We start from the raw sequence: 16,651 nt of genomic DNA, 5'->3' as shown, positions 1-16,651 counted from the left end.
AACCGCGCGGCTACCACTGCCTGCCGCGCGGGAGCCGGTCGAGTCCGGGCGCGGACAGGTGCCGCACCTGGAACAAGTCCCCCTCCGCCTTGGGTGATTCGTGGTCCCACAGCGAGAAGTGCACCAACTCCCAGCGGTGCGCGTCCACGGCCGCGGCCGCCAGTACGGCACCGTCCTCGCCCGCGAGCCGTACCGCCCCCGCGACGGCCGCCTCCATGAAGGCGCCCAACTCCACGCCCTCCGGCACCGGTTGCCGGTGCCGGACCGCGAACGCGGCGGACGAAGAGGCGGCCGGTCCGCGCTCGTACGCGAGGCCCGTCCACTGCCGCGCCGGCGGCCGCCCGAAGTCGTTCGAGAGCCCCTGGAAACCGCCGCCCCACAGGAAGCGGTTCATGCCGTCGAAGGAGTTCCAGAGGTAGAAGGGCGCGTACTGGTTGACGGGCGAGCCGAACCGGCCGCGTTCGCGTATCAGATAGGCCTTGATACCGAGGCCGTCCCAGTCGTCCAGCAGATGCCCGAGCCGGTCGACACGGTCGCGGATCACTGCCATGTCGTAGTCGGCGGGCAGGGTGACCTCGTACTGCAGGGCGTGCACGGGCGGTCCTCTCGGTGAGCCGGTGACAAGTCAGTTCCGAGCGGCGGAAGTCGGGGGTGCGAGCAGCGCGAGCAGGCCGCGTACGCCCGTGTCGAACGCCTCGGGCGAGCCGGAGGCCCGCGCCAGGACGTAGCCGCCCTGCACGGTCGCGAGCACGGCGGCGCCGATCTCCTCGCCGTCCAGGGAGGGCGCGAACTGCCCCTGCCGCTTGCCCTCTTCGACGAGCCCGGCGATCCGTCCGCGAATCCGCGCGATGACCTCGTCCACCGGGGCGCGCAGTTCGTCACTGGCGATCACCTCGGGGTCCATGGTCAGCCGCCCGACCGGACAGCCGCGCAACACGTCGCGCTCGCGCAGCAGATACGCCTCGATCCGCTCGTACGGCGTCCCGGGGCCGTCGAAGATCCGCTCGGCGGTGGCGCCCAGCTCGTCGGCGGTCCGGCGGATCGCGGCCAGGGCGAGATCCTGCTTGCCGCGGAAGTGGTGGTACATGCTGCCCTGCCCGGCTCCCGAACGCTCCAGGATCGCCTTGGGGCTCGTGCCGACGTAGCCGCGCTCCCACAGCAGCTCGCGGGTGGACTCGATCAGTCGCTCGGAGGTGCTCATGCGGACACTGTACCTACCAATAGGTACAGACGGCCGGGTCGGGCCTGGTTTCCGGAGTCGTACTCCCGGCGTCGTACGCGCACTGCCGCCCGCCGCACGACGACCCCGACCCCCTCGCGGAGGGAGTCTCGGAACATCACCCGATGGATGTGCTCGACCGAGGAGATGAGCCCGAGATGGAGACCCTGGCGAACTGGGACGGCGGCGGACCCGGCCCCTGGATTCTGTTCTTCCCGCTGATCTGGGCGGCCGTGGTGGTGGGGGCCGTCACGGTCCTGCGCCGTACGGCCTGGCGTGGGCGGGGTGCCCCCTGGCGTCCGATGGAGTCCGGGCGCCCCCTGGGCGACTCGCCGCTCGCGGTGCTCGGCCGCCGCTTCGCCTCCGGCGAGATCGACGAGGACGAGTACTGGCGCAGGCTGTCCGTGCTGGACGAGAGGTTCGGGTCCGTGGGCAAGGGCTGAGTGCCCGTGGGCAACGGCTGAGTGTTCATGGGGAGTTGCCGAGCCGCGTCCTGGGCGTGCCCGCGCGGCGGAGCGGCGGGGCGGCGGGTCATCGACACCCGCCGCCCCGCCGCCGTACCGGGGAGGTCACCGCCCGGTCAGCCGGGAACGGCCGACCGGGCGGGAGCGGTGGCCACCGTGGTCTGGGCCAGGGCAGGTGTGGACGCCGGCGCGGGCTCGGGGCCGACGGATGCGGCGCCGATGGGCGTGACGGCGAGGGCAGGCTCCGCCACGGGACCGGCGGACGCGGACGCCAACGCGGGCTCCGGTGCGGGACGTACCGGCGCGGGCGCCGGAGTCACCGGCGTGACCGGGAGGGGCGCCGGGACCGGGTCCGGCGTCACCGGAGTGACGGGGGTGACCGGAGTGACCGGGCCGACCGGTGCCGGGCGCGGTTCGGCGGCGCGGGACGCGGCCCGCGGCTCCGCCGTGCGGAGCGGGGTACGGGTCGGCCGGGCGGGTTCCACGACGGTGGCGGCCAGCGTGAACCACACGACCTTGCCGCTGTCGCCGTCCGGGCGCGCTCCCCAGCTCTCGCTGACGGCCGCGACCATGGCGAGGCCCCGCCCGCAGGTGGCGAGGGGCGCCAGTTCGAGTGTGTCGGCCGCGTCGGCCGCGTCGGCCACCACGGGCAGCCGCGGATCGCGGTCCCGTACCGACACGGTGAGACGGTCGGGGAGCAGCTCCAGTTCGACGGTGCACGACTTGTCGGGCCGCGCATGTCGGTGGACGTTGCTCAGCAGCTCGGTCACGCCCAGTGCGGCGCGGTCGATGAGGGGGTCCAGATGCCAGTAGCGCAACTGCGCAGAGACGATTCTGCGGACCTGTCCGATCCGCGACGGCAGGGCTTGGAGCTCCACCGTGCAGTGCCTGTTGGGGTGACTGATCACGGCTGCGACTCCCCGATGTGAGGTCCGGAAGGAACCGGAAGAACACGGAGAACAACGGAAATCCAGGAGGGCGCCCGCGTCCAGGAGGCGGCCCGATTGCGCGGCCGGCGGGCTGGACCTCAGCGTTACCTCAGGTAAACCCAGAGTGACGTGAGATCAGCGTGACGCAGTGCCCGCCCTCCCGCAACTCGCCGCGGCGGCACGCAGGTCAGTCGCCGTGTCGGGCCGCGCGGCGCACCGCGTCGATGAAGCGCCGGGCCGCGGGCGGGCCCGATTCGCCCGGCGCCGGGTCCTGCTCGCCGAGGGTCAGCTCGTAGCGCCGGCCGTCCAGCTCGGCCCGCGCGCGGTCGTCCGGCGCGAACCACGGCTTGGAGGCGCGGACCTCCTGGACCGGCGCGCTGTCGATCTCGCTGTCGTAGCTGTTGAGCAGCTCCACCCTGCCGTCGCTGATCCGGACCTTCCCGGCCCGGGTGAGCGAGCGCAGCCCCTTGCCGATGCGCACGCCTCTCGCCGTGAACTCGGGCTCCGCCATCCTCGTCGTCCCCTCCTGCGCGTGCCGTCCGATCGTCCGCGTGTCGTTCGTCGACCGCGTGCCGTGCGCTCGTTCCGCGTGTCGGGTTCCGCCTGCCGGGCGCCGACGCCTGCCGTTCGCAGTCTGCCCCCGCGAGCACCGGAGCACCAGAGTGCGGAGGGCGTGCGCTGCGAGCGCCGGGAGTACTCACGCCAATGCGCCCCCACGCTCCCCGTACGGGTGTGCCCCAGGCTTCCTTTGGGTGGCTGAAAGATGCGTTGATGCAGGTGAGAAGCGTGACGGGAGGTGCCTATGATCGAGGTGCCGGCCGCGCGGGGCGCCGTCGGCGCGACCGCGTAAGGAGCCTCGCCGTGAGCACCACCCCACCGGCCCGGGCCGGGGCCACCCTCGACGTCGACCGCAGCGACGCGGCCTACCGCGACTGGCTGAAAGAGGCCGTCAGGAAAGTCCAGGCGGACGCGAATCGCTCGGCCGACACGCATCTGCTGCGCTTCCCGCTGCCCGAGCACTGGGGCATCGACCTGTATCTGAAGGACGAGTCGACCCACCCGACGGGCAGCCTCAAGCACCGCCTCGCCCGCTCCCTCTTCCTCTACGGCCTCTGCAACGGCTGGATCCGTCCGGACCGTCCGGTCATCGAGGCGTCCAGCGGCTCGACCGCCGTCTCCGAGGCGTACTTCGCGAGCCTGATCGGCGTCCCGTTCATCGCCGTCATGCCGCGCACCACCAGCGCGGAGAAGTGCCGACTCATCGAATTCCACGGCGGCCGCTGCCACTTCGTGGACGACCCGCGCACCATGTACGAGGAGTCGGCGCGCCTCGCGGCCGAGACCGGCGGCCACTTCATGGACCAGTTCACCTATGCCGAGCGCGCCACCGACTGGCGCGGCAACAACAACATCGCCGAGTCCACCTTCCGCCAACTGGCCCTGGAACGCTTCCCGGTGCCCGCCTGGATCGTCGCCACCGCCGGGACCGGCGGCACCTCCGCGACGCTGGCCCGCTACGTCCACTACATGCAGTACGACACCCGGGTCTGCGTCGCCGACCCGGAGAACTCCTGCTTCTTCGAGGGCTGGACCACCGGCGACGCACACGTCACCTGCGACTGCGGCTCACGCATCGAGGGCATCGGACGGCCGCGCATGGAACCGAGCTTCGTGCCCGGCGCCATCGACCGGATGATGAAGGTGCCGGACGCGGCGAGTGTGGCCGCCGTACGCGCGCTGGAGCGGGCCATCGGCCGCAAGGCGGGCGGCTCGACCGGGACCGGCCTGTGGAGCGCGCTGAAGATCGTCTCCGAGATGGTGGCGGCGGGGCGCACCGGCAGCGTCGTCACCCTGCTCTGCGACCCCGGCGACCGCTACCTGGACAAGTACTACTCGGACAGCTGGCTGGAGGAACAGGGGCTGGACATCACGCCGTACACGGCCGCGATCGAGACGCTGCTGGCTACGGGGGTCTGGCCGGACTGAGCGGGGGCGCTGCCGCTCGGGCACGGCCGGGGTGAGCGGAAGGGTGCCGCTCGGGCGCGGCCGGGTGACGCGAGGCCGAGGTGCCCTCAGGCTTCCTCGGTGTCGTCCGACTCGCCCTCGTCCACGTCCGGCTCGCCCGCCACCACCAGGCGCCGCAGCCGCTCGGAGACCTCCGCGCGGGCCTCGGCGGGCAGTCCCGTGTCGGTGACCAGGGTGTCCACCTCGTCCAGCGTCGCGAACGAACTCAGGCCCACCGTCCCCCACTTGGTGTGGTCCGCGACCACCACCACACGCCGCGCCGAGCGCACGAGGCGCCGGTTCGTCTCGGCCTCCGCCAGGTTCGGCGTGGACAGCCCCGCCTCGGCCGATATGCCGTGCACACCGAGGAACAGCAGATCGAAGTGGAGCGCGGAGATCGCCCGGTCGGCCACCGGGCCCACCAGCGAGTCCGACGGTGTGCGCACCCCGCCGGTCAGCACCACCGTGGCCGCGCCCTGCCGCTGCCCCGAGACCCGCTGGGCGGCGTGGAACACGTCCGCGACGCGCACCGAGTTCGTCACCACCGTCAGGTCCGGCACCTCCAGCAGATGCCGGGCGAGCGCGTAGGTGGTCGTGCCTCCGGACAGCGCCACCGCGGCACCCGGCGCGACCAGCCGCGCCGCGGCCCGCGCTATCTCCTCCTTGGCGGTCGGCTCCAGGCCCGACTTGGCCTCGAAGCCCGGCTCGTGCGTGCTCGCCTCGATCACCGGCACCGCACCGCCGTGCACCTTCTCCAGCACACCCTGACGGGCCAGCGCGTCCAGATCGCGGCGCACCGTCATGTCCGACACACCGAGCTTGCGGGTCAGTTCGTTGACCCGTACCCCGCCCCGGCGCCGTACCTCGTCCACGATCAGGGCGCGGCGCTGCTCCGCGAGGAGGTTCTGATTCTCACTCACGTACGCTCCGGTCCTTTCGCCCCACACTCGTCCGACACGCCCGGCACACCTGCTCCGACCAGGACGTTTCATCCGGCCGCAGCTGTGCGGGCGTTTCATCTTGTCACGCCGCCCCATAGGGCGCGCCACCGGCTGTCACCACGCCCACCTGGGGTGCGACCACATATGCGCCGCGCCCACCCCGGCCGCCGTCGCACGAATCGGGAAGATTCGGTAACGAAAAGTGACGGCGGGTGTACGCGGGGCCCGAAGCGGAGAACCTGATTCCCGCACGGCACGGAAACCCCGCTCGGAACCGCACGGAACCTCGCACGGAGCCCGCACGGGAACGCTCGCCGTGCGCGTCACCCGGACCGCGTCACACGAATGCGAGCGAACAGTGGCAGGCGCGCAGAAGCACACCACCGCGCCGGAACCGGCGCCTTCCCCCACGGCGCCCCCGGCGACCCGCCCGGACCTGGAACTGCTGGTGCACGGGGTCGGCGGCACGACCCCGGAGAAGATGCTCGGCGACCCCCGCACGGTCCGCGTCACCGGCGACGACACGGCCGCCGTCTTCCGCCGCGCCGAGGACGCCGGGCCACCCGAGGCCCCCGACGACGCCACGGCCGGCGGCAGATCCCGCGGCGAACCGGTCCGGGAGGCGTACGTCTGGTGCAACCTCACCTCCGGCAACGCCAGCCGCGCCCTGTGGCTGCTGCTCCTGCCCTTCATGGTCGTCAACCTCGCCCACTGGATGCGCCCCGCCGCCCCCGGGCGCACCCGCAGCATCCGCCTCTACGGCCTGCTCGTCCGCCTGGTCGCGCTCTCCCTCACCGTCCTGCTGGTCGCCGCCGCCTGCGAGGTTGCCCTCGACCTGGTCGCGTGGCAGTGCGCGGGCGTCACCGCCTGCTCCGGCCGTCACTCCTGGCTGGCCTTCCTCTCACCCGCGGGCCACGGCTGGTGGAGCGCACCCGGCCGCCGCCTCGCTCTCGCCGCCCTGGCGCCGACCGCACTGACCGCCCTGCTCTGGTACCTCTCGCACCGCACCTGGAGCGCGTACGAGTCCCACCGCCCGATGGCCCGCGCCCCCGAGGCGGACCCGAACGCCGGTGCCCTGGCCAGCCCCGGTTTCTGGTACGGCCGCCGCCTGGGCGCCCGGCTCCGCGCCGCCCACACCGCCGCCGGACTGCTCACCGTCGCGGCCGCCCTCACCTTCCCCGCTCTCCGCCGCGACCACCACCCCGCCCTCCTCCACACCCTGGGCCTGATCCTCGGCGCGGCCCTGCTCGGCTGGGCGCTCACCGTCGTCCTGGTCGTCTGCCGCCGGGGACGCAGCGAGGCCCGCCTCGACTCCAGGACCGACCGCCACCTCGTGCGCGGCCTGCCCCTCGGCGCCCTCGCCCTGCTGCTCCTCGCCGCGCTGTACGCCGGCTGGTCCCGCCCCGACTGGCACTCCGCCGGGCGGCTCCCCGGCGACCCCGTCTTCGGCACGCTCATGCTGATCCAGGGCGTCCTCGCCGTGGCGCTCGCCGTCGTCGCGTACGACCTGTACCGCCGCAACCCCGACCCCCGCGCCGCCATGCGCGGCCTCGGCGGACCGGCCGTCGCACTGCTCGCCTGCGCCCTGGGCGGAGTGGCCTCCGGCGGGGTCGCCCAGCGCGTCGCCGACTGGCTGGACGGCACCCGCTCCTCGCTCTCCGGACCGCCCGTCACCCTGACCTGGCAGGCGTCCGCGATCCCCCCGCTGCTCGTGGTCCTGCTCGCCACAACCGCCCTGCTGGCAGCGCGTGTCGCACGCCTCGCCCGCGCCGAACGCGAGCGTGTCCGCGACCAGCACCCCGGCGAACCCGAGGACCCCGCCCGCACCCGCGCCATCGCCCGCACCCGCGCCATGGCCGGCCTCACCGACCGCGCCCCCCTGCTCCTCGCCGTCGTCGCCGTCACCACTCTGCTGTTCGGCGCGGCGGCCCTGACCGGTTCCCTGATCACCGGACTGCCGCCCGCGCGCGCCGCGCAGGGTGCCGACGAACCGGTCCGGATCGCCGCCGAGACCGCGCAGGCGCTGGGTTCCTGGCTGGTCGGCCTCGGACTGCTGCTCTTCGTCACCTGGGGCCGCCGCGCCTACAAGGACGCCTCCGCGCGGCGCACCATAGGCATCCTGTGGGACGTGGGCACCTTCTGGCCGCGCGCCGCCCACCCCTTCGCGCCGCCCTGCTACGCCGAGCGCGCCGTACCCGACCTCACCTGGCGCACGGCCACCTGGACCGAGCGCACCGGCGGCCGCCTGGTCCTGTCCGGCCACTCGCAGGGCAGCGTCCTCGTCGCCGCCGCGGCCTGGCAGCTCACCCCCGCCACCCGCGAACGCGTCGCCCTGCTGACCTACGGCTCACCGCTGGAACGCCTCTACGGCCGCTGGTTCCCCGCCCACTTCGGGCCGGACGCGCTGGCCGCGCTGCACCGCGACATCGGCCCCTGGACCAACCTCTACCGCCCCACCGACCCCATCGGCGGCCCCCTCCGCGTCCCCGGCGAGCCCCAGGTGGACCACGAACCGCTCGCCGACCCCAGGTCCTACGGCCGCACCCCCGAACACCCGCTGCCCGCCCCGATCCTCGGTCACTCCGACTACCAGGACGACCCCGCCTTCGCCCGCGCGCGGGCCCACCTGCTCGCCCGCCTGCACCCCGGCCTTCCCGCCCAGCGCCCCTCGGACCGGGAGGGGGACGAGCCGACGGGCTGACGGCTCAGGGGAGTTCGGGCAGATCCTCCGCGTACAGCAGCGTCAGGTCGTCGGTGCTCGGGTCGGGAAGCTGGGCGACCCGGCCCGCGTGCCGTTCCACCATCGCCTCGAAGGTCTGCCGGGCGGTGCGGCCGTTGCCGAAGGCCGGGCCCTTCGGCAGCTCCGTGAAGTACTTCAGCAGCGCCTCCGGAGTGCCCTGAGCCAGCCGGTACTCGTGCTCGTCCGCCTGCTGCTCGACGATCCGCAGCAGTTCCTCGGGGCCGTAGTCCCCGAAGGTGATCGTCCGCGAGAACCGCGAGGCCACACCGGGGTTGACGGAAAGGAAGCGCTCCATCTCGGCCGTGTAGCCCGCGACGATCACCACCACCGCGTCCCGCTGGTCCTCCATCAGCTTGACCAGCGTGTCGATGGCCTCCTTGCCGAAGTCGCGCCCGGCGTCCTCGGGGGAGAGGGCATACGCCTCGTCGATGAACAGCACCCCGCCGCGTGCCCGGCCGAACGCCTCCTGGGTACGGATCGCCGTGGAGCCGATGTGCTCACCGACCAGGTCGACCCGGGACACCTCGACCAGATGCCCCTTCTCCAGCACGCCGAGCGAGGCGAGGATCTCGCCGTAGAGCCGGGCCACCGTCGTCTTGCCGGTGCCGGGGGAGCCGGTGAAGACCAGGTGCCGCTTGACCGAGGCCGCCTTCAGCCCCGCCCGTTGGCGGCGCCGGCCCACCTCGATCATGTCGGTCAGCGCCCGCACCTCGCGCTTGACGCTCTCCAGGCCCACCAGCGCGTCGAGTTCACCGAGCACCGCCTCGGACGCGCGGACCTCGGGCTCCGGCGCGGCCGGGACGACGGGCGTCTCCGGTTCCGTGCCGCGCTGGCCCGGAATCGCGCCGAGCAGCCCGCCCGACGACGGGGACGCCGTCTGCACGGCCGTCGCGCGCGGCGGCTCGGGGGGCCGCAGCCCGCCGCCGGACTCGTCGCTCGTGCAGTCCTCCACCACCGGACCCGTGCCCGGGCCGGAGTCGGGGCCCGCGTCGGCGAACTCGTACCCCCCGCGCGCACATCGCTCCGTGCGGCAGCCGCGCAGCGTCGTACGACAGCCGTCGATCACATGGAAGCCGTAGCCACCGCTGCCGTTCACCCGGCAGTTCAGGAAGCTGCCCCTACCTCCGGCGGACACATAGAAACCCGCCTCGGCAGGGCGTTCCACCACACAGCGTTCGAGGGACGGGTCGGCGCCCTTGGTGACGATCACACCGGTCTGGGTGCCCTCCAGCACACAGTTGGCGAGCGTGCCCCCGCTGCCGTGGTCCCGGAACCAGGCACCGGTCGCCGCGTCCCGGATGCGGCAGTCGTCCAGCTGCGCCGTCGCCCCGTCGCTCACCGACACGGCCGTGTTGCGCACCTGGTGGAGATCGCTGTCCACCACGTCCACGCGCGAACCCCGGTCAAGCACGAACAGCGCGTCCGGCACGTCGTGCACCCGGCACGAGTCGAGCACCGCCGTGGCGCCGTCGCTCACCCACACCGCCGGATAGTCGCCGGTGCTGTCCGAGATCTCGCACTGGTTGGCGTCCACGCGGGTGCCCGCGTCCCACACCGACAGGCCGTTGCGCCCGAAGCGGTGCACCGTCGTCCGGGTCAGCGTCAGGACCGAGCGCGAGCGCAGGTCGACCGCGTTCTCCGGGATGTCGTGGATCCGGCAGTCGGCCAGCGTGAGCGAGGCGTCCGTGTCCAGCGTGACGCCGTCGCCCGAGGTGCGGTGCACGGCGCAGTCGGTCAGCTGCGCGGTCGCCTGCCGCGTGATCTGCACCCCCGAGCCCCGGACCTCGTACACCTCGCAACCGACCGCCTCCAGCGCGGAGTTCTCCCCGGTCACGCTCAGCCCGGAACCCGCCGCGTGGTGCACCCGGCAGCGCTCCAGACGCGGACGCGCGCCGCCCCGGACCGCCACCCCGGCCTGCCCCGCCGCGACGACCTCGCACTCCTCGAACACCCCGCCGCCCCCGTCGAGCACGGCGATGCCGACACCGGCCGGGTTGTCGACCGTCGAGCGGCGCACGGTCGGCCGGGCTCCGCCGCGCACCTCGATACCGACGGCCGAACGCGTCACGATCCGCAGATCCGTCAGCTCGGGCGTGCCGTCCTCCACCAGCAGGGCGGGCGCCGCGCCGTCCTGGCCCTCCACGTGCAGCCCCTGCACCACGGCCGAGGCCCGCACCGTCAGCGGCACCCCGTCCACGGGCGCGATGCGCACCGAGCCCGGTGCGCCCTCGGGGCCGCGCAGGGTCACCGGACGGCCGACGACGAGGTTCTCCCGGTAGGTGCCGGGGGCGATCGTGAGGACGTCGCCCTCCGCGGCGGCCTCCAGGGCGGCGGCGAGCGAAGCGTACTCACCCGTGCGGCGCCGCCACCGCGACGTACCGGTGTGCGTCACCTGGACCGTGCCCTGTGCCATGGCGTTGCTGTGCCCCCACCTCGTGGTACTTGTGCTCGTCCGCCTCTGGGGCTCGGTCGCCGGGTGCCGGGAGGGCGCCACCGCCCACGGCCCTGGGGCCCGTGCGGGTGCGCTCCGGTCTCCGGCGCGGCCTTCGGCTCGCTCGCGCGCGGGTCGATGCCGAAAGGGAGTCGGCCGGTCCACCGTAGCGTGTGCGCGGAGGACGAATCGACCAGAGTCGGGAAGCAGGTCAGCTGCCCGTCCCGGCCTTGCCCCAGTCGGGGCCCACCCGCTCCCATGCCTGGTCCCAACGCGCGTATCTGCGGCGGACCATGCGCCACAGCACCAGTCGCCGCGCCGTCTCGACCAGCGCGGCGGCGAGCAACGCCGCCCCGAATCCGGCCAGTACCGCGTGCGCGTCTGCGGTGGCCGGGTCCAGCGGACGGGTCGTCATGCGCCCCTGCCCGTCCGTCCAGATCATGAACCGGTCGTCCCGGTGCGGGGATTGAAGACCGGTGAGGACCGCGCCGTGCCGACGTGTGCCGTCCGGTGCCGACCATTGGGCCAGGACCCGGCTGCGGACGGTGTACGCGCTGCCGTCGTCGGGGTCGGTCTCGGGCGGGTGGTAGGCCATCCGGCGCAGTACGGTCGCGGGGACGCGCTGCCGGGTGTGTCGCTGCTCCGCCACCGAACGGCGCAACGAGTCCTGGGCGGCCGCACCGGTCAGCCAGCCGATCGCGGGCGCGGCCGCGCCGATCAGCAGCAGCGCCACCAGGCACACCCAGGCCTCGGCCCGGTCGGTCGGCCGGCGCAGCGGACTGTCCCGCCAGCGCCACAGACCGCTGATCGTACGCACGGCCCCACCCCCTCGCCCGACGTGAGGACCGCCGGACCGCGCAGCCCCGGCGCGGCCGGGGGAGAGCGGTACCACGTCCGGCGGACGACTCTCACGAGATCCTCATCCTTGCGAACGACCGGACCCCGCCCCCGGTTCCCCGCCCGCGACCCGAACTCCGGACCCGGGTGTGAGTGGTTGACGTACAGGCAATCCCGATGAGAATGATCATGGTCGTCCGGCGCGCGTTCGGCCTGGTGCGGGGATCGGCGCGATGGTGGTGCGCGGCACGCCGCGCGACAGCCGCCAACCAGGTCCGCGCGATCTGCCACGGCGGCCGCCGCCGGATTCGCGAGGCGTACCGCGAGGGCCAGGAGGACCAGCGGGCCGCCCTGGGCCTGGTCTTCAATGCCGTGATGCTGTGGAACACCCGCTACCTGTTCTACATCACAGCCAGCGGCCCCGGCCGGGGCCTGCGGCCTTTGCGCGACCCCGCGGCCGAGGACGACGAGGCGGGAGCAGGAGGCTCAGCGGGCCAGCAGGCTCCGGATTGCGGCCGCGATCTCATCGGGTGCCTCTTCGGCCATGAAGTGCCCGGCACGGGTCAGCCGGTGGTCCAGGTCCGGCGCCCACGCCTTCCACACCCCGGCAGCGTCGTAGCCGAGCTGTGCGCCCCAGTCCTGCTGGACGACCGTCACGGGCATGGCCAGCTGCGACCCGGCGTCCAGGTCCGCCTGGTCGTGCGTGACGTCGATGTCCGCCGAGGCCCGGTAGTCCGCGACGATCGACGTCACTGCCGCGGCGCTCGCGCACAGGTATTCGGCACGTACATCCTCGGGCATGGTGGTCGGGTCGTTGGCCCAGGCGTCGAGAAACGAGCCGAAGAACGCGTCCGCACTGCCTGCGATCATCGCCTCCGGCAGGCCCGGCGGCTGCGCCATCAGGAAGAGGTGGTAGCCGACCGCCGCCGAGGCGCCATGCAGGACGTTCCACATGTCGAGCGTCGGCACGACGTCGAGGATCCCCAGGTGCGTGACGGTCTCAGGATGGTCCAACCCCGCCCGGAAGGCGACCAGGGCGCCCCGGTCGTGGCCGACGAGGGCGAAGCGCTCGTGACCGAGCGCCGCCGCCAGGGTCACGACGTCGGCGGCCATGGTGCGCTTGGCGTACACATCGGGCTCGGTGGCCGCCGGCTTGTCGCTGGCGCCGTAGCCCCGCAGGTCAGGACAGATCACCGTGTGCTCGTCGGCGAGCCGCGCGGCGACGTGCCGCCACATCAGGTGGGTCTGGGGGAATCCGTGCAACAGCACGACCGGGCTTCCGCTGCCGCCGACAGCTGCAGCCAGCTCCACACCGTCCGCACCGGGCAGGCGGATGTGATCGAAGCCGGGAACGGTGAGCGTCATGAAGGACCACCCTTTCGGGTCGGGGACTTGGCCGGATCAGCTTGGGCGACGGCGATCAGCAGCCGATCAGTACGGTTGGGCGCAGCCGACCCCTGGCACGGAGGATTGGGGGCATGCGAATCGACGTGCTCGGTGTGGTGCGGGCCCTCCACGACGACGGCAGCCCGGTTGACCTGGGTGGACCCCGCCATCGTGAGGTACTCGCCCGGCTCGTCGCCGCCGAGGGACGGATGGTCACCACCGACACCCTCGTCGATGACCTGTGGACCGATCCGCCTGCCCGCGCCGTGGGTGCTTTGCGTACGTTCGTCGCCGCGCTGCGCCGTGCCCTCGAACCCGACCGGCCGCCCCGCAATCCGCCGCGCGTCATCGTCACCGAAGGTCCCGGCTACGCGCTTCGCCTGCCGCGCGAGCACGTGGACGTCGATCGGTTCCAGGACACCCTGGCCCGAGCCCGCCGCACCCCCGACGCGGTGACCGACCTCGGCGCGGCACTCGCGGCCTGGCGAGGACCCGCCTACGCCGATGTGACCGGCTCCGCATGGGCGCAGCGCGAGCGGAACCGGCTGGAGGAATTGAGGTTGGAGGGGGTGGAAGTGCGCGCCCGGATCCTTCTCGACTCCGGGGAAGGGGCCGATCTCGTTGCCGAACTGGGTGCCCATGTCGCCGAACACCCGTGGCGCGAGCCGGCCTGGGAGCTGCTTGCCCGCGCGCTGTACCGCGCGGGCCGCCGGGCCGACGCGCTTGCCACCCTCCGCCGCGCCCGCGCGATGCTCGTCGGCCAACTCGGACTCGACCCCGGTGGCGACCTTCAGCGCCTGGAGACGGACATCCTCAACGGGTCCGCGCGCCCCGAAGGAGCACGTACCGCGTGGACCGGCCCTGGTGTCCGGCTCGGCCCGCGCACCACCGTGGATCTGGCCCGCACCCTCGCGCTGGCGGGCGGCGACGCCCTCGTACGCTCGCGGCGCGACCGCCTCGCCGCCATCCAGGCGGCGGAACGCACGGGAGACCTCTCCCTGACCGCCCGGATCATCGGCGCCTACGACGTGCCCGCCATCTGGAGCCGGGCCGACGACCCCGAGCAGTCCCGCGCCGTCGTCGCGGCGGCCGAGCGCACGCTCACCGGGCTCGGCCCGGACGGCCCCGCCGACCTGCGCGCCCGCCTCCTGGCCACGGTCGCCGTCGAGAGCCGCAGCGCCGATCTGTCCGGGACCGAGCTGAAGCACGCGCAGCGGGCGGCGCGTCAGGCAGAGGAGCTGGCACGGGACCTGGCCGATCCCGCCCTACTGGCCTTCGCCCTCAACGGGGTGTTCCTGCAGTCCTTCAGCAGCCCCGGGCTCGCGGCGGCACGGGACATGACCGGCGCCGAGCTCCTCGACCTGGCGACCCGGCACGAGCTGCCGAACTTCGCCGTACTCGGCCGACTCGTCCGCCTGCAATCCGCCTCGGCCCTCGGCGACCTCGACGCCGCGACCTCGCACGCCCACGCAGCCGACCAGCTGGCCGCCACCACCGAGGCGCCCCTCGTCCCCGTCCTCACCGGGTGGTTCAGGGCCCGGGCCACGGCCGCCCGCAGCACCGAACCCGGCGGACCGACCGTCGCCACGGCAGCAGCGCATTACCGCGCTGCCGAGGACGCCCTCCGGACGGCCGGAATGCCGGGGCTGCACCGTGGCCTGTTCCCGCTCGCCCTACTGGGACTGCGCTTGCTGCACGACCGGCCCGCGCCCACCGACCCGCACCTCGACTGGGGCCCGTACTGGCCCTGGACGCGACCCCTCGTGCTGCTCGCCCAGGACCGGGGCGAGCAGGCCCGTACCGCCCTCGCCGCGGTGCCCGAACCACCGCGTGACCACATGCAGGAGGCCGTGTGGTGCCTGACCGCCCGCGCCGCCGTGTGCCTCGGCGAGCGCGGAATCGCCGCGCGCGCTGCGGCTGCCCTGCGTGATGCCTGTGCAGAACACGCCGGCGCCGCCAGCGGAATGCTGACCCTGGGCCCGGTGGCGCGGTACCTGGCAGAGGCGGAGGCATGCGCCGGAGCGGGGTAAGCGACCGCAATCCGCGAACGCCGGGCCCGTCCGCGCTCACCCCACGGCCCCGGCGGAATCAGGTCGCCATGACGTTCAGGGGCATCTGTCGCCGGCCGGTTCCAGGCCGCCGGCGTGCAGCTCGAACTCCGCACCGGTCCGCTCACCGGCGTCTACGACCCCAACGGCATGGGTGCCATGTTCTTCGCCGTCCTCGTCGTCCTCGCCGTCGCCGCCCAGCTCGATCGCAACTACAGCCGCGAGAAGACCCTGGAGGGTCGGCAGGCCGCGGTCGCCAAGGGCAACCACGGCGGACGGCCCAAGGTCATCGACGACGACTCGCCGCTGTTCGCCCGCGCACTGAGGGATCGCGGCGTCCCCATCCCCGAGATTGCGGGCAAACTCAGCATCAAGACCGGCAAGAACACGGGCAAGCATTCCTCGGTGGCCTCGTTGTACCGGGCGCTCGCCGAGGCCGAAGGCGCCGCCGGGTCCGACGATGCACAAGTCATCGGCCCCCGCAGTCCGGTCCACGCCCGCATCACCGGGCCCGGCGGCGGCACCGGCCCGGCGCTGGTGGAACGGCTCACCGCACAGGTCCTCGTCGGCGACTCCGTGCTGGACGACCTGGCCCGCCAGGCCGAAGGCGGCTCCGGTGACCTGGTGGCCCAGCTGCTCGCGCAGGCCCGCAACGGTGATCGGCAGGGGAGCGCAGCAAGATCAATCTCACCGGGATTTCCGTACCTCAACTACTCACACCCGAGACCGGCTCCGGGCGCGGGCCGCCGGATACACGGACGGACGCCGCCACCGAGCAGAGGCTCGGCGACGGCGTCCGTCCGACGTGCGCGTTCGCGCTGTGCGACGACCTTCCCCCCGTCGTCCGTCAGCGCCCGGAGCGGTGTCCGGCCGGCTCCCCATGTCGCCACCTCGCCGGACGGCACCGACCACGGGGTGGTGCGATCAGTAGCCCCGGTACTGCTGCTGCTGGTTGTTGTACGGGTCCTGGTACGGCTGCTGCGGCGGGCGCGGCGCGGCCGGGCGCATCGCCTCGTACCCCGTGCCGGGCGCGGCGGGGCGCGGCGGCTGGGGCTGCGCTCCCGGGTAGCCGCGCGGCGCGGCGGCCTGCTGCGGGATGTACGCGGTGGGCGCCTGCTGCATCGGTGCGGGCTGCTGCGTCTGCGGGTAGCCGTAGGACGCGGGAGCCGGCTGCGACGGGGCGGCCGGGAGGGCGGGCAGGGCGGAGGGCAGCGCGGGGAGGTTGCTGCCGCCCATGTTGGCGCCGGGCATGTTGCCGACGGGGAGGTTCCCGCCGGGCGTGTCGTAGGCGGCCGGGACCCGGATCGGGGCGATCTGCGGGGTTCCCCGCTCGGCCACGAGCGAGTCGTAGATCGGGGTGTCCGGGAAGGAGGCGGAGTAGTAGCCGCCGCCATAGGTGGAGCGGGGGGAGGTCATGGCACATAAGTTAAGCCCACGATGTGCTGGTTGGGGAGACCGATAAGAAGGTTGTTTTCCGTGTCGGTGGCGAACTTGGATCGCTAATCCGAGCGAACTTGGCAAAAATGGACGCCATTCGACGTTTGGATCGTGTAAAGGGCGGGTTTCCAGCGGGTTGCCGGGGATCGGCGTGCGGTACTTCCACGCTGGGAAAGGGAGTTCGCGACGCCCGCGTACGGGACGGGCGGGACGGT

At 73.4% G+C, this 16,651-nt stretch carries 13 protein-coding genes and 2 pseudogenes; 5 read left to right on the top strand and 10 right to left on the bottom strand.

Annotation, left to right across the window (positions count from 1 at the left end; all coding sequences use genetic code 11):
• Nucleotides 1-10 precede the first annotated feature (10 nt).
• Both AB0E91_RS21600 and AB0E91_RS21595 read right to left on the bottom strand, forming a co-directional pair.
• Nucleotides 11-595 carry a DUF4865 family protein gene (locus AB0E91_RS21600; protein ID WP_361784134.1) on the bottom strand — a complete coding sequence of 195 codons (585 nt, stop codon included), beginning with the start codon at nucleotides 593-595 and terminating at the stop codon, nucleotides 11-13.
• 30 nt (nucleotides 596-625) lie between these two features.
• Entirely contained in the window at nucleotides 626-1,201 is a 576-nt protein-coding gene (locus tag AB0E91_RS21595; protein WP_361784131.1) for a TetR/AcrR family transcriptional regulator, read from the bottom strand.
• Nucleotides 1,202-1,377: 176 nt separating this feature from the next.
• On the opposite strand from AB0E91_RS21595, the gene AB0E91_RS21590 reads away from it, so the two are divergent.
• Nucleotides 1,378-1,662, top strand: a complete 285-nt coding sequence (locus AB0E91_RS21590; protein ID WP_361784128.1) for an SHOCT domain-containing protein — start codon at nucleotides 1,378-1,380, stop codon at nucleotides 1,660-1,662.
• Between the two features lie 512 nt (nucleotides 1,663-2,174).
• Here AB0E91_RS21590 and AB0E91_RS21585 read toward each other — a convergent pair.
• Nucleotides 2,175-2,591: pseudogene (locus tag AB0E91_RS21585) on the bottom strand (ATP-binding protein); the annotation flags it as partial.
• A gap of 208 nt (nucleotides 2,592-2,799) precedes the next feature.
• The gene (locus AB0E91_RS21580) at nucleotides 2,800-3,123 is read right to left on the bottom strand and encodes a hypothetical protein (protein WP_361110758.1); all 324 of its coding nucleotides are present in this window, start codon (nucleotides 3,121-3,123) and stop codon (nucleotides 2,800-2,802) included.
• A 350-nt stretch (nucleotides 3,124-3,473) separates the two neighbouring features.
• On the opposite strand from AB0E91_RS21580, the gene AB0E91_RS21575 reads away from it, so the two are divergent.
• A complete protein-coding gene (locus AB0E91_RS21575) occupies nucleotides 3,474-4,598 on the top strand; it encodes a PLP-dependent cysteine synthase family protein (RefSeq protein WP_361784125.1) in 1,125 nt (374 codons plus the stop codon).
• 86 nt (nucleotides 4,599-4,684) lie between these two features.
• Here the strand turns inward: AB0E91_RS21575 and AB0E91_RS21570 are convergent, their stop codons facing one another.
• Nucleotides 4,685-5,536, bottom strand: coding sequence for a DeoR/GlpR family DNA-binding transcription regulator (locus AB0E91_RS21570; RefSeq protein WP_361784122.1), 852 nt, complete (start codon nucleotides 5,534-5,536; stop codon nucleotides 4,685-4,687).
• A 457-nt stretch (nucleotides 5,537-5,993) separates the two neighbouring features.
• Between AB0E91_RS21570 and AB0E91_RS21565 the strand changes: the two genes are divergently transcribed.
• On the top strand, nucleotides 5,994-8,258 hold the full coding sequence (locus tag AB0E91_RS21565; protein ID WP_361784600.1) for a hypothetical protein: 2,265 nt from the start codon (nucleotides 5,994-5,996) through the stop codon (nucleotides 8,256-8,258).
• Nucleotides 8,259-8,262: 4 nt separating this feature from the next.
• Here the strand turns inward: AB0E91_RS21565 and AB0E91_RS21560 are convergent, their stop codons facing one another.
• Both AB0E91_RS21560 and AB0E91_RS21555 read right to left on the bottom strand, forming a co-directional pair.
• Nucleotides 8,263-10,710 (bottom strand): right-handed parallel beta-helix repeat-containing protein, encoded by a 2,448-nt coding sequence (locus AB0E91_RS21560; protein ID WP_361784119.1) that lies wholly within the window; start codon nucleotides 10,708-10,710, stop codon nucleotides 8,263-8,265.
• Nucleotides 10,711-10,939: 229 nt separating this feature from the next.
• On the bottom strand, nucleotides 10,940-11,545 hold the full coding sequence (locus tag AB0E91_RS21555; protein ID WP_361784116.1) for a hypothetical protein: 606 nt from the start codon (nucleotides 11,543-11,545) through the stop codon (nucleotides 10,940-10,942).
• 296 nt (nucleotides 11,546-11,841) lie between these two features.
• On the opposite strand from AB0E91_RS21555, the pseudogene AB0E91_RS21550 reads away from it, so the two are divergent.
• Nucleotides 11,842-11,961: pseudogene (locus tag AB0E91_RS21550) on the top strand (Tn3 family transposase); the annotation flags it as partial.
• Between the two features lie 90 nt (nucleotides 11,962-12,051).
• Here the strand turns inward: AB0E91_RS21550 and AB0E91_RS21545 are convergent.
• The gene (locus tag AB0E91_RS21545) at nucleotides 12,052-12,930 is read right to left on the bottom strand and encodes an alpha/beta hydrolase (RefSeq protein WP_361784113.1); all 879 of its coding nucleotides are present in this window, start codon (nucleotides 12,928-12,930) and stop codon (nucleotides 12,052-12,054) included.
• A 113-nt stretch (nucleotides 12,931-13,043) separates the two neighbouring features.
• Here AB0E91_RS21545 and AB0E91_RS21540 point away from each other — a divergent pair, with 113 nt between their 5' ends.
• Entirely contained in the window at nucleotides 13,044-14,981 is a 1,938-nt protein-coding gene (locus AB0E91_RS21540) for an AfsR/SARP family transcriptional regulator (protein WP_361784110.1), read from the top strand.
• Nucleotides 14,982-15,056: 75 nt separating this feature from the next.
• On the opposite strand, the gene AB0E91_RS21535 is transcribed toward AB0E91_RS21540, so the two are convergent.
• Together AB0E91_RS21535 and AB0E91_RS21530 are read right to left on the bottom strand one after the other, a co-directional pair.
• Nucleotides 15,057-15,494: a hypothetical protein gene (locus tag AB0E91_RS21535; protein WP_361784108.1), complete on the bottom strand. Its 438-nt coding sequence runs from the start codon at nucleotides 15,492-15,494 to the stop codon at nucleotides 15,057-15,059.
• 429 nt (nucleotides 15,495-15,923) lie between these two features.
• Entirely contained in the window at nucleotides 15,924-16,415 is a 492-nt protein-coding gene (locus AB0E91_RS21530) for a DUF6643 family protein (RefSeq protein WP_361784105.1), read from the bottom strand.
• Nucleotides 16,416-16,651 lie beyond the last annotated feature (236 nt).

Origin of the sequence: Streptomyces sp. NPDC026659, from assembly GCF_040638245.1 — a bacterium.
Classification (GTDB): domain Bacteria; phylum Actinomycetota; class Actinomycetes; order Streptomycetales; family Streptomycetaceae; genus Streptomyces.
This window is presented reverse-complemented; position numbering and strand designations above follow the sequence as displayed.